13 protein-coding genes and 1 pseudogene are annotated in these 12,119 nt (G+C 72.4%); 6 read left to right on the top strand and 8 right to left on the bottom strand.

The window, feature by feature from the left end; all coding sequences use genetic code 11:
- The first annotated feature begins 24 nt into the window (after nt 1-24).
- Nucleotides 25-978 carry a hypothetical protein gene (locus tag AB4Y78_RS03570; RefSeq protein ID WP_128277331.1) on the top strand — a complete coding sequence of 318 codons (954 nt, stop codon included), beginning with the start codon at nt 25-27 and terminating at the stop codon, nt 976-978.
- A gap of 77 nt (nt 979-1,055) precedes the next feature.
- Here AB4Y78_RS03570 and AB4Y78_RS03565 read toward each other — a convergent pair whose 3' ends face one another.
- Both AB4Y78_RS03565 and AB4Y78_RS03560 read right to left on the bottom strand, forming a co-directional pair.
- Entirely contained in the window at nt 1,056-1,187 is a 132-nt protein-coding gene (locus tag AB4Y78_RS03565; RefSeq protein ID WP_007929627.1) for a putative transporter small subunit, read from the bottom strand.
- A 15-nt stretch (nt 1,188-1,202) separates the two neighbouring features.
- Nucleotides 1,203-2,639 (bottom strand): annotated as a pseudogene (locus AB4Y78_RS03560) (sodium:solute symporter family transporter); the annotation flags it as partial.
- Between AB4Y78_RS03560 and AB4Y78_RS03555 the strand changes: the two are divergent.
- From AB4Y78_RS03555 to AB4Y78_RS03535, 5 genes are all read left to right on the top strand, one after another.
- Nucleotides 2,526-2,843, top strand: a complete 318-nt coding sequence (locus AB4Y78_RS03555) for an alpha-hydroxy-acid oxidizing protein (protein ID WP_441736861.1) — start codon at nt 2,526-2,528, stop codon at nt 2,841-2,843. The pseudogene AB4Y78_RS03560 and the gene AB4Y78_RS03555 sit on opposite strands and share 114 nt — an antisense overlap.
- Nucleotides 2,844-2,910: 67 nt before the next feature.
- Complete coding sequence (locus AB4Y78_RS03550) at nt 2,911-3,537, top strand: maleylpyruvate isomerase family mycothiol-dependent enzyme (protein WP_007929638.1); 627 nt, start codon at nt 2,911-2,913, stop codon at nt 3,535-3,537.
- Between the two features lie 164 nt (nt 3,538-3,701).
- A complete protein-coding gene (locus AB4Y78_RS03545) occupies nt 3,702-4,067 on the top strand; it encodes a DUF2809 domain-containing protein (RefSeq protein ID WP_441714155.1) in 366 nt (121 codons plus the stop codon).
- 225 nt (nt 4,068-4,292) lie between these two features.
- Complete coding sequence (locus AB4Y78_RS03540) at nt 4,293-5,231, top strand: MBL fold metallo-hydrolase (RefSeq protein WP_441714157.1); 939 nt, start codon at nt 4,293-4,295, stop codon at nt 5,229-5,231.
- A gap of 100 nt (nt 5,232-5,331) precedes the next feature.
- Nucleotides 5,332-6,933, top strand: coding sequence for a DUF222 domain-containing protein (locus tag AB4Y78_RS03535; protein WP_441714159.1), 1,602 nt, complete (start codon nt 5,332-5,334; stop codon nt 6,931-6,933).
- Between the two features lie 125 nt (nt 6,934-7,058).
- On the opposite strand, the gene AB4Y78_RS03530 is transcribed toward AB4Y78_RS03535, so the two are convergent.
- The 6 genes from AB4Y78_RS03530 to AB4Y78_RS03505 form a co-directional block, all read right to left on the bottom strand.
- The gene (locus AB4Y78_RS03530) at nt 7,059-7,643 is read right to left on the bottom strand and encodes a dihydrofolate reductase family protein (RefSeq protein ID WP_265230432.1); all 585 of its coding nucleotides are present in this window, start codon (nt 7,641-7,643) and stop codon (nt 7,059-7,061) included.
- A 69-nt stretch (nt 7,644-7,712) separates the two neighbouring features.
- A complete protein-coding gene (locus AB4Y78_RS03525) occupies nt 7,713-8,762 on the bottom strand; it encodes a zinc-binding dehydrogenase (protein WP_441714162.1) in 1,050 nt (349 codons plus the stop codon).
- Nucleotides 8,763-8,807: 45 nt separating this feature from the next.
- Nucleotides 8,808-8,999, bottom strand: a complete 192-nt coding sequence (locus tag AB4Y78_RS03520) for a hypothetical protein (RefSeq protein ID WP_259911519.1) — start codon at nt 8,997-8,999, stop codon at nt 8,808-8,810.
- A 5-nt stretch (nt 9,000-9,004) separates the two neighbouring features.
- Entirely contained in the window at nt 9,005-10,219 is a 1,215-nt protein-coding gene (locus AB4Y78_RS03515; protein WP_441714164.1) for an AAA family ATPase, read from the bottom strand.
- Nucleotides 10,220-10,292: 73 nt separating this feature from the next.
- On the bottom strand, nt 10,293-10,946 hold the full coding sequence (locus AB4Y78_RS03510; RefSeq protein WP_441714166.1) for a hypothetical protein: 654 nt from the start codon (nt 10,944-10,946) through the stop codon (nt 10,293-10,295).
- A gap of 26 nt (nt 10,947-10,972) precedes the next feature.
- Nucleotides 10,973-12,037 carry a WXG100 family type VII secretion target gene (locus AB4Y78_RS03505; RefSeq protein ID WP_441714168.1) on the bottom strand — a complete coding sequence of 355 codons (1,065 nt, stop codon included), beginning with the start codon at nt 12,035-12,037 and terminating at the stop codon, nt 10,973-10,975.
- Nucleotides 12,038-12,119 lie beyond the last annotated feature (82 nt).

Raw genomic sequence — 12,119 nt, 5'->3', positions numbered from 1 at the left:
GCAGATGTCGATTGCATGACCCCCATGAGCTATCCGCCCTCCTCGCCGTACCCGTCGAACCAGCCGCCACCCGAGGGGCAGGGCACGCCCACCGGCGGCCAGCCGCCGTACGGCACCCCGCCCGCTCCGGGCACGGGTGCGCCGCAGGGCTCCCAGCCGCCGTACGGGTCGCAGCCGGCCTACGGCAGCCAGCCGCCCTACGGGTCCCAGCCGCCCGCCGGTGGCCCCGGTGGCGGGATGCCGCCCATGCCGCCCGGTGGTGGTGGGATGCCGCCGGTGCCGCCCGGTGGGGGCTTCGCCGCCCCGTACAGCCCGATCGAGGCGATCGTCTACGGCTTCCGCACGTTCGGCCAGCACGTGGGCGTCTTCCTCGTGCTGGGGCTGCTGCTGCTCGTCGTCACCGTTGGCGTGCAGTTCCTCTTCAACCTCATGGGCGGCGGTCTCGAGATCTTCTCGGCGCCCTCGTGGGACCCCGACACCCCGACGCCCGAGGCCAGCCTCGGCTCCTCGCTGCTCGAGCTCGTCGGCAGCCTGCTGTCCAGCCTCTTCGGCTGGATCGTCGGCCTGGCGATCATGCGCGGCGCGCTCGACGTCGTCGACACCGGTCGGGTCGAGATCGGTCAGCTCTTCAACCGCATCCCCTGGGGTCAGGCCCTCCTGGCGGGCATCCTCGTCGCGGTCGCCACGCTGGCCGGCCTCATCGTCTTCTGCGTCGGTGCGATCGTCGTGACCTTCTTCCTCTACTACACCAACGCGGCGGTCCTCGACGGCAAGAGCGCGACCGACGCCATCTCGGCGAGCTTCACCTTCGTCAAGGACAACCTCGCCGAAAACCTGCTCCTCTGCCTCCTCGGCGTCGTCGCGATCATCGCGACCGTCTGCACCTGCTACCTCGGTGGCATCGTGCTGGGCCCGGTCATGACGATCGCCGTCGCCTACACGTGGCGCCACCTGCAGGGGCGCCCCGTCGCCCCCTGACCCGGCTCCACCCGGCATGACGAAGGGCGGGCCCGCACTACGGTGCGGACCCGCCCTTCGTCATGCCGTGGCCGAGGTCAGATGATCTTGCGCCCCTCGTCCTTGGCGGCGCGCCACTCCTTGTAGAAGGCGACGCAGATGATCGTCAGGATGACGGCCACGATGACCGGCCAGACGAGGACGTAGGCGGTGAGTGCGGTGATCGACATGGGGATCCTTCCGGGTCAGGAGCGGGCGGGCTCGAGGTCGAGGTCGTCGTCGCCGGTCAGCGACTCGTCGTCGGTGAAGTCACCGGTGCGACGGGCGATGAGCGAGAAGTCGAAGGGCCGCTGTCGCGACGCGAACGACATGACGACGCAGACGATCGTCGAGATCGCGTAGGCGGCCAGCGAGCCGGACAGCGCCGGGTACTGCGAGATCACCCCGATGGCGAAGGGGGCAACCCCCACCGCGAAGACGGCACCGAGCGAGATGCCGACGCGGGCGCCGAAGAAGCCGAAGGCCATGAGCCCGATGACGATGCCGGCGCCGATGATGCCGACGACGTCGACGACGAGGTCGAGCGCCCCGGACTGCGGCAGCCAGCCGAAGCGCACCGGCAGGAAGACCGCGAAGGCGACGAGCACGGAGACGGTGAAGGCGGCGTTGGTGACCCTCGACCAGTAGAAGGAGGCGATGACGGGGAAGACGAGGCAGCCCCACATCGCACCGACGAAGACGAGCAGGTCGAGGATGTTGAGCTCGAGCGCGGCGAAGAGGACCGCCGCGACCGTGGCGACGACCATCGTCAGGCGCCCGATGAGCAGCATCGTCGCGGGGTTGATCGTGCCGGCGCGACGGGCGCGGTCGCCGTAGATGTCGGTCATGACGATGGACGACAGGGCCGCCAGGTCGGAGTCGGCCGTCGACGACAGCGAGCCGATGATCATGACGAAGAAGATGACGATGAGCGGGGTCGCGAGGTGGGTCGCCGCCATCTGCGGCAGCAGGTTGTTGGGGTCGCCGCCGGCCGGGTCGATGCCGGCGTAGAGGGCGAGCACACCCATCATGCCGACGCCGATGATCGTCGCGCCGTAGCCGACGGTCGCGGTGACGAAGGTCGGCTTGATGAGGTCCTCGCGCACCGCGAAGAGCCGCTGGGCGATCGTCTGGTTGCCGATGGCGTAGGCGAGGACGGCCGCGATGTACGGCGCGCCCTGGCCGAGGAAGGCCTCGGAGGAGAAGAAGCTCGACTGGTGGGCGGTGAGGTTGCCGGCGCCCTCGCGCAGCAGGTCGGGCCCGCCGAGCACGAAGAAGAAGGCCGGGACCAGGACGACGACGGCGAGGAGCATGGCGACGACCTGGGTGAAGTCGGTGAGCACCGATGCGCGGAAGCCCGACCAGATCGTGTACATCAGCACGCCGGCCGCGATCATCAGCACGCCCTGGATGAAGCTCATCGGCGAGAGCATCGCGATGAGCGCGCCACCGGCGATGGAGTTGGACATGAGCGAGATGACGCTGCCGAGCACGTTGGAGATCGCGAGCATCAGCTGGCTGGATCGTCCGTGGCGGGCGCGCATGACCTCGGCGAGGGTGTGCGCCTGCGGGGCGACGGCCCGGATCCGACGGCCGAAGGGGTAGATGAAGAGGATCATCAGGGCGCCCCACAGCCCGTAGTGGGGGCGGACCTCTTCGTGGCGCTCGCGCTGGGCGCCGACGCCTGCCTGCTGGGCCGCCCGCACGTCTACGGGCTGGCGCTCGACGGCACGGCCGGCGTGAGCGCGGTGGTCGACAACGTGCTCGCCGAGCTCGACCTGACGATGGGGCTGGTCGGCGCAGCCTCGATCGGCGACATCACCCGGGAGCTGCTCGTCGAGGTGTGATCTCGACACGTCGGGCGGGGCTCGCTTCGTCGTGCGGGGTGTCGGACCGCCGTGCCAAGGTGGGCCCATGACAGATGTCTGGGAGCTCGTCCACGCCGAGCGGGCCGCACTGGCGGCCGACCTCGAGGGCCTCACCGACGAGCAGTGGCGCACCGCGTCGCTCTGCGACGGGTGGAGCGTCCACGACGTTGCGGCGCACCTCGTCGCCAATGCCCTCGCCACCCCCTTCGGCCTCGTGCGGGGGATGGTTCGGGCCCGGGGTGACTTCGAGCGGATGACCCAGCAGGGCGTCGACCGGCACCGCGGGGCGACACCGCGCGAGACCCTGAGCAGCCTGCGCCAGGTGGCCGGTCGGCGGACGGGGCCGCCCACCCGGCTCGCCCCGCTCGAGAGCCGGCTCGTCGAGGAGGTGGTCCACGGTGAGGACATCCGCCGGCCGCTCGGCATCTGGCACGACTACTCCGCCGAGGCGATCGAGGGTGCGCTGCGCTACCAGGCGCGCACGCCCGCCTCCGTCGGTGGAGCACGCGAGGTCGCCGAGCGGGTCACGCTGCGGGCGACCGACCTGGACCTCACCCTCGGCGACGGGCCCGAGGTCCGCGGACCGGCCCTCGCGCTGCTGCTCGCGATCTCGGGGCGCGACGTCGTGCGCCCCGACCTCGACGGCCCGGGAGTCGGCCTGGTCGGGGGGTGAGCAACCCCGAAATGCGGGTTCCTCCCCGACGTAGCGCGCACCGGTGGCGCATCGCCATTGGTGCACCGGCCGCCAGACACTACCCGTGAGTAGTCCGTGGTGCAGGGCGAGGCGCACGTCAGCCCTCTCAGCGGGGTGCCAGTCGGGGGTGGTGAGGTGGCGCGGTGCGCCGCCTCCCCACCTTCGTCGTCCTGTGCATGGTCGTGGCGACCGGGCTGACCCTCCAGGGCTTCCGCGATCTCGTGTGGACCGACGCCGCCGGCAGCGTGCTCTACGCGACGGCGGCGGTCCTCTCCCTCCGCGTGGTGTGGCCGGGGCGTGAGTCGCCGCGCCCGCTCGTCGTGGCCGCCGTGGCGCTCGGGCTGTGCGTGGTCGTCGAGCTGGCCCAGCTCACGGGTCTGCCGGCGCGGGTGCCGCAGCTGCGACTGGTGCTCGGGACGACCTTCGCCCCGGACGACCTCCTCTGGTACGCGGTGGGCGCACTGGTCGGTGCCGGGGCGTTGGTGCTGGTGGAGCGCCAGCGGCGCTGAGGCGAGGCTCTGGCTGGTCGACTGAGTCCTCCCGCCCCCGTCCCCCGTACCTTCGCACTGGCCCGGGAGGCGAGCTCGGGGGCAGCGGTGGGCGTGGTCTCGAGGATCGCGGCGATCGTCGAGAAGTCGACGCTGTCGTGCAGCACGAAGGCGACGGGCTCGCCGGGGAGAGCCGGTCGATGACGGCCTGCAGGGCCGGCTGCGGGGCGCGTATAGCCTGACCGGGTGCGTCTCAAGCCCGGCCGTCCGGACGTCTCCCGCCACGCCTCGCGCCTGGATGTCCCGGTCGCCGGGGATGGTCCGCTGGCGGTGACCTTCCTGGGCGTCTCGACCTTGCTCGTCCAGGACGGCGAGTCGGCGGTGATGACCGATGGGTTCTTCTCCCGGCCGGGCCTGCTCCAGGTCGGGCTGGGGCGGGTCGCGCCGTCCGCCGAGCGCATCGATGCCGCCCTCGACCGCGCCCTCGGCGATGCCGGCCTCGACGGGCTGGACGCCGTCATCCCCGTCCACAGCCACTACGACCACGCCCTCGACTCCGCCGTCGTCGCCGAGCGCACCGGTGCCCTCCTCGTCGGAGGCGAGTCGGTGGCCAACGTGGGCGTCGGCGGAGGGCTCGCGCCCGAGCGCATCCGGGTCGTCGCCTCCGGCGACACCGTGGAGTGCGGTGCCTTCTCCCTGACCTTCGTGGCGTCGGACCACTGCCCGCCGGACCGCTACCCGGGCCAGATCGAGGCGCCCGTGAGGCCCCCGGTCAAGGTGGGCGCCTACCGCTGCGGTGAGGCGTGGTCGATCCTGCTCACCCATCGCAGCGGCCGCTCCGCCCTGCTGCAGGGCAGCGCCGGTTACGTGCCCGACGCGCTCGCCGGCCACGATGCCGAGGTCGCCTACCTGGGTGTGGGGCAGCTGGGGGTACAGCCGCTGGAGTACCTCGAGGCCTACTGGGAGCACACGGTGCGTGCCGTGGGGGCCCGCAGGGTGGTGCTCATCCACTGGGACGACTTCTTCAGTCCGCTCGACCGTCCGCTGCGCGCCCTGCCCTACGCAGGCGATGACCTGGACGTCACGATCAGCGTGCTCGGCCGCCTCGCCGACGAGGACGGCGTCGCCCTCCACCTGCCGCGAGTCTGGCAGCGCGAGGACCCCTGGGCCGGTCTCGACGGCTGACGCCTCAGGTGCCACTCGTCCCCAGGCTCGCGGCGAAATTCCTTGAATTCACAGGGCTCAGAGGGTTCCTCAGGGCCTGTATCGAACATATGATCGAAGCATGTCAGAGGCGACGCACTGGGGGGAGCTCGGGCTCGTGTCGGGTCTGCGGGACTCGGTTCGAGCCCTGACGATCGCTGCCCTCGAGATGCCGGACCTGTGGCAGGCGACGGAGGAGGAGCTGGCGGAGGGTCTGGCTGCGATCGGTCGGGCGCGGGCGGTGCTCGAGGCGGCCGAGGTGGCGCTCGTGCGCGAGGGCATCGGACGCGGTGTCCCGCAGGGGCAGTCGTGGTCCGACACCGACTGGGTCGCGGTCAGCGAGGGTCGGTCCGCCCCGCGACCGCCGGTGCGCCACGTGGCGTCGGTGGTGCGGGTGGCCAGGGCAGGTCTGCGGGCCGGGTCCGCGCTCTCCGACCCTGCGCTCTCCGACCCTGCGCTCGTCGACGAAGGGGGGACCGCCCCCCTTCGCCCGGACGCACCCGAGCAGGTGGCCGAGGAGGCGACGCCAGCGGAGTGGGGCGAGCAGTCGCCGCCGGCCGGCCTTGCCGGGGTGCTCGCCGATCTCGAGGATGGCCGGCTGCCGCTCGGCAAGGCCGATCAGCTGGTGCGATTCCACGAGGGGATGCGTCGGGTGGCCGACCCCGAGCTCCTCGAGGCGGATCTGGGGGTCCTGCTCGGTGCGGCCCGCGACGAGGTCGTGCGCACCGGCCCGGGTGGGCGCGTCTCGGGTCGGGTTCCGGGGCTCGACGAGCGCGAGCTGGCGACGGCGATCACCCAGACGACGCGGATGTTGAGCCCGGCCAAGGACCTGGCGGCGGATGACGAGCGGGCGAGGTCGGCGCGGTCGTTGACGAGTCACACGGATGCCAGTGGGCTGACGCGCTACAAGCTGGTGCTCGACGCGGAGGGTGCGGCGATCATCGACGCGGCGGTGGCGGGGTTGTCGAAGCCGGTCAAGGGTCCTGACGGCGAGCGTGACCCGCGGCCTGCGGCGCGGCGTCGGGCGGACGCCCTGGTGTCGGTCGTGGGTCGTGGGGTGTCCAGCCCGGGTGAGGTGGGTACGAGTGACAAGGCGCAGGTGATGGTGACCATCTCGATGACCTCGCTGCTGATGGCCTCGGACGGGACCTGCGGGGTGTGCGGGTCCCGGCGACCGGGCGGCGCCTTCGGGCCGAGCGGGGTGACCTTCAGCGCCACGCATCCCTTCGGTCGACGCGTCGACTTCGCCGACGGGGCCGGCGGGCCGGGCCCCGAGGGCGTCGGGCTGGGTGCTGGTGGTGTGGCCGGTGGCGGTCACGCCGGCGGGGTGACGGCCTCGGGTGCGGTGCTCTCGCCGGCGAGTGTGCGCAAGCTGGCCTGCGAGGCGGGGGTGATCCCGGTGATGCTCGGCAGTGGTGGTGAGCCGCTGGAGCTGGGGCGGGCGAGCAGGTTCTTCACGCCGGGGCAGAAGCGGTTGCTGTGGCTTCGCGACGGGGGCTGCACCTTCCCGGGGTGCACGATGCCCGCGCACTGGACCGATGCGCACCACGTGCAGTACTGGTCCCTGGGCGGGCGCACCGACATCGGCAATGCGGCGTTGCTGTGCGAGCGGCACCACACCCGCGTGCACCAGCAGGAGCTGGCGTGCACGGTCCGTGATGACGGGGTGACCTGGCACCTGTAGCCACCCCGCACCGCGCCCGACCTCCCGCGGTCGGGCGCTGCGGCATGCCTGCGCCCGAGGTGGGGGCCACTGATGTCGCATTGCCTACGGCAACGCAGGGTCGCGGGCAACCCGTCAGGTGCGTACTACGCCCTTCGCTCGCAGGTGATGACCTGCACCCCGCCGGCCAGCGAGGTGACGTCGACCGTCTCGAAGAGCGTGGGGGCGAAGTCCCCGTCGAAGAGCGGGGTGCCCGACCCGATGACCGAGGGGTTGAGCTTGATGACGAGCCGATCGATCTCCGGCAGCAGGGCGTGGGCGAGGCGGCCGCCGCCGACGAGCCAGATGCCCAGACCGTCTTCGGCCTTGAGCTCGCGAACCCGGCCGAGCGGGTCACCGGAGACGACCTCGACCGCCGGCGCCGGCGCTGACCCGAGCGTCGTCGACACGACGAGGTGTCGCAGGTGCGGATAGGCGTCGTCGATGCCGGCCGCGAGCCCGATGTCGTAGGAGCGCCGCCCCTCGACCACCGTGTCGAAGACCTGTCCGGGCTCGGTCAGGCCCATCGCCTCCCGGGCCGGCCCCGGCAGCGTCTCCGGGTAGTGGGTCGCGATGAACTCGACGAGGTCCGGCGTGACCGCCATGTAGTCCTCGCCGCTCGGGTCGCCGCCCTCCGGCCCCGCGATGAAGCCGTCGAGCGTCGCTGCGACGCAGTACGTGAGTGTGCGCATGGTGCCCCTTCCGTCAGTCGGCACGCTACGGGCCGAAGGGGGGTGTGTCGCAGCGGTTTTCGCCCCGCCTCAGCGAGTCGGGTCGATGATCGTCATCCCTGCGACGCTCGCCGTGTCGAAGCCCGGCAGCAGCGCCGCCGCCTCGTCGAGCCCGATGATCCGCTCGACGAGGCGCTGTGGGGCCAATGCGCCGGACTCGATGAGCGCGAGCATCCCCGGGTAGTCGACGGCGGCCATCCCGTGGCTGCCGAGCACGTCGATCTCCCACCCGATGACCCGCGACATCGGCGCCCGTGGGTGCCCGTCGACCGGCGGCAGGAGCCCGACCTGGACATGTCGGCCGCGCCGCCGCAGGCTGAGCAGCGCTGTGGCACAGGTCTGCTCGCTGCCCACGGCGTCGACGGCGACGTGGGCCCCGCCGTCGGTCAGGTTCATGATCGTGGCCTCGACGCCCGCGGCGTCCTCGCCGCCCGCGAGCACGGTGTGCTCCGCCCCGAGATCGGCCGCCACGGCCAGCGCCGCGGGGTTGCGGTCGACGGCGACGACCTGCGCGCCGAGCGCCCGGGCGATCATCACCGCGCTCAGCCCGACGCCGCCGGCGCCGACGACGGTGACCCATTCGCCCTTCGTCAGGTGGGCGCGCGCGACGAGGGCCCGGTAGGCGGTGGCGAAGCGGCAGCCGAGGCTCGCCGCGGTCGCGAAGTCGACCGACTCGGGCAGTGCCACGAGGTTGGTGTCGGCCGCGTGCAGCGCGACCTGCTCGGCGAAGGAGCCCCAGTGGGTGAAGCCGGGCTGCTCCTGGTCGGGGCAGACCTGCGCGTCGCCGGCGGCGCACCACGCGCACCGTCCGCAGCCGCAGACGAAGGGGACGGTCACCCGGTCGCCGACCCGCCACCGCTGCACACCGGCACCCACGGCGCTCACGACCCCCGCCAGCTCGTGGCCCGGCACGTGCGGCCAGGCGATGTCGTCGTCGTGGCCGGCCCAGGCGTGCCAGTCGCTGCGGCACAGGCCGGTCGCCCGCACGTCGACGACCACCCCGCCGTCCGGCGCGAAGGGGGCGGCCACCTCCCTGACCTCGGGTCGGGCTCGGACGTCGTCAAGGACCATCGCTCGCATGCGGTCATCCTGACAGCGGTCGGTCCGGGCCCAGCACTGCCCTGCTCAGGTCTGCGCCACCGGGTGCTCGCGGATGAAGTCGAGGACGACCCGCGAGGCGGATGGGTCGTCGAGGTAGTAGCCGTGCCGGGCGCCGGGCAGGAGCTCGAGCCGGGCGTCCGGGATCCCGGCGACCAGGAGCTGCGCGATGCGCGCGCCGTCGGCGGCCCGGGCCTGCCCGGACTCGGCCGTCGCCACCGGGCTCAGGTCTGCTCGCGCAGGTACCGCCCGAAGTGCGGCACGGTGAAGGCGATCCGGCCGCGCTCGCCGGAGTAGATCAGGCCCTTCTTGAGCAGGGCGTCACGGGCGGGGGAGAGGGACTGGGGCTTCTTGCCGAGGTGGCTGGCGACCTCGGAGGTGAGCACCGACTCGATGTCGTCGAGGGCCTCATCCCCCTTCGCGGCGATGTCGGCGGCGACGTCGGCCATGGCGCGCAGGTACTCGCGCTCGCCGGGGGTCGCGCGCTCGTACCGCGAGCCGAAGAAGCCCACGGCCAGCTCCGACTCCGCCTCGGGGGAGGCCACGCGCACGTCCTCGGCGCGGATCGGTGACTGCGGTGCCTGATCCCACACCGCCTTGCCGTAGGCCTGGATGAAGTACGGGTACCCGCCGGTCGCGACGTAGAGGGCGTCGAGCGCCGCCGGCTCGTACTCGGCGAGCTCGTCGGCGGCCGGGGCGGTGAGGGCGCGGTCGGCCTCCTCGCGGGCGAGCCGGTCGATGCGCTGGTAGCGGAAGAGCCGCTCGCTGTAGGACTTGCTCGCCGACAGCACGGCTGGCAGGTGCGGCAGCCCGGCGCCGACGACGATGAGCGGCAGCCCGGACTGGCTCATCTCATGACAGGCCGCGCAGATCGCCGAGATGTCCTCCGGCCCGAGGTCCTGCATCTCGTCGATGAAGACGGCGACCCCCCGGCCGAGGTCGGCGGCCAGGCCGCCGACGTCGGTGAAGAGCTCGACGAGGTCGATCTCGATGTCGCCGGAGTCGGCGCGCCCCTTGACGGCGGGAGCGTCGATGCCGGGGTTCCACACTTCACGCAGCTTGGTGCCCGGCTTGGCGTCGCGCTGCGCGAAGGACTTGATGACACCGAGGACGTGCTCGACCTCCTCCTCCTGCGTGTGGCCGAGCTCGCGCACCGCCTGGTGCAGCGCGCTCGCCAGCGGCCGGCGCAGGCCGAGCTCGGGGCGTGCCTCGAGCTTGCCGGTGCCCCACTTCGCGCGGACGGCCGCGGATCGCAGCTGGTTGAGCAGCACGGTCTTGCCGACGCCCCGCAGCCCCGTGAGGACGAGCGAGCGCTCGGGCCGGCCGCTGACGATCCGCTTGAGCACGACGTCGAAGCGTGTCAGCTGCTCGTCGCGACCGGCGAGCTCGGGCGGGCGCTGGCCCGCGCCGGGGGCGTAGGGGTTGGTGATCGGGTCCACGATGCGACCGTATCCGCCCGTCTAGCCGAAGGGGGATATCTCGGCAGATTCGTGGATCGGCGCGTCGCGGCGGTCAGACGGCGACGCTCACCGGCATCTTCTTTTCGAGGGTCTCGGCGGAGTCGTCGACGGTGGCGTCCGCGCCGATGGTGAGCTCGTGACGCAGGAGGTCACCCTGCTCGATCGTCCACAGCGCGACGGACCAGCCATCACCCGACCGGGTCGCCTCCGGGGTGGTGATGCGGCCGCGGTAGCCCTCCTTCAGGCGGGTGACCTCGTCCTCGTCGACGACCGGTTGCCAGTCGATGTCGTCCACGGACTCGACGCGGTACCACAGCTGGTCGGTCCGGCGGATCGAGTCGTACCAGGTGCGGGCCACGGCGAGCGCGCCGGCGGCATCCTCGACGTGGCCCTCGGTGGTGACCAGTTCCCACTGGTCGGGGTTGCCGGTCAGGACGATGGTGCGCGGGTCACCCTCTGGCGGGTAGGCCACGACGGTGGTGAAGGGCCGCTCGCCGGTGGCCCGCACCTCGGCCAGGCGCCATTCCGGCAGCTGGGGCAGGTCGAGCTCTCTGCTCTCGGTGGGCTGGTCGTCCATGACCGTCGCGACGACGGAGTCGTCCGGCAGGCCCTCCCGGATGCGTTCTTCCGTCGCGTCCTCCTTGCTCGAGCAACCCGTCACGACCATCGCCAGAGCGAGGCCGGCGGCCGTGTGTCTCATCCTCATGTGTCGATGGTGGGCCATGGGTCGCGTCAGATCCCGTTGAAGGGGTTCCAGTCGTTTTCGGCATCCCAGATCCCGCCGGCACGCTCGCCGTAGGTCTGGCCTCCGTCGGAGGACCTCGAGTCACCGGAGCTGAAGCGTTCGCGGACGGCCGCTCGACCGGCGGACTCTCCGGCCTGGTGCGCCAGCTGCGGGGACCGGCCGCGCTCGAGGGCCTCGTTGTACCCCCGGTCGTAGCCCTCGTCGTAGCGGCGCTCGGACTCGGTGTAGTGGGCGTACCCCAGGTCCGCGCGGCACTCCTTGGCGTGTTGGATCGCCTCGATGGTGCCAGCCGTCTCCTCGTCGTACTCGCTCTGGATGTAGGTGTTGCGGCTGACCTCGTCGACGTCCGCGGCCTTGGCGTCGACGTCCCACCGAGCGTGGCTGGCCTCGTGGACGAGCGTCTGCCCGTCCCGGTACTGGTCCTTGCCGAGGGTGATGGAGTCGAGGGCCGGCTGGTAGTAGGCGCCCTCGAGGTCGTCGTCGTACCAGACCCGGATGTCGTTGTCGGCCAGCCAGGTGAGGGTCTCGCGACCCGTGGGAGTCGACGCGAGCTCCTCGACGATGGGGTCGTCGGCGCTCAGGCCGCGGGGCAGCACGATGCCGTCCGGACCACGCTCGAGGGGCGGCGGTGCCCCCGGTGGTCGGGGGCCGGTGGGTCGGCCCCCGTCATCGGGTCCACGGTCCTCGGCGGTCTTGACGTCGGAGGGCAGGCTGGCGGCGGCGCTGAGGGGGGCCCCGCCCTCCGTCCGGGTGGGTAGGTCACCGCCCACACCCCCGCCCGCGCCACTGCTGCCCTGCTCCTGCTCGCGGGCCTGGACGAGCAGCTCGCGGGCAAAGGCGGTGAGCCGCTCCGTGCACGACCGCAGCTGCTGTCGCGAGGCCTCCCAGTCGGCGACGAACTGCTCCATGTCAGGCCCCGCCCAGGCCTCACGCGTCGTCGCGACGAGGGAGTCGCCGGTCGTGCCGAGCGTCGCGAGGCGCTCGGCACTCGTGCCGAGGTCGGCCCCGATGTCGTGCAGTCGCGCCGCGTCGGCGCCGTGCGAGAGCGGCATGCTCCCCCCCTTCGTCGGGACCAACCTAGGTCCGCCGAGGGTCCGCTGCGATGGGGAGCGGTCCCCGAGACCGGGCGCGGAG

The sequence above is a fragment of the Janibacter sp. RAF52 genome, assembly GCF_052114035.1.
Taxonomy (GTDB): domain Bacteria; phylum Actinomycetota; class Actinomycetes; order Actinomycetales; family Dermatophilaceae; genus Janibacter; species Janibacter hoylei.
Note: the sequence above shows the minus strand (reverse complement) of the source record. Positions and strands in the feature narration are given on the sequence as shown.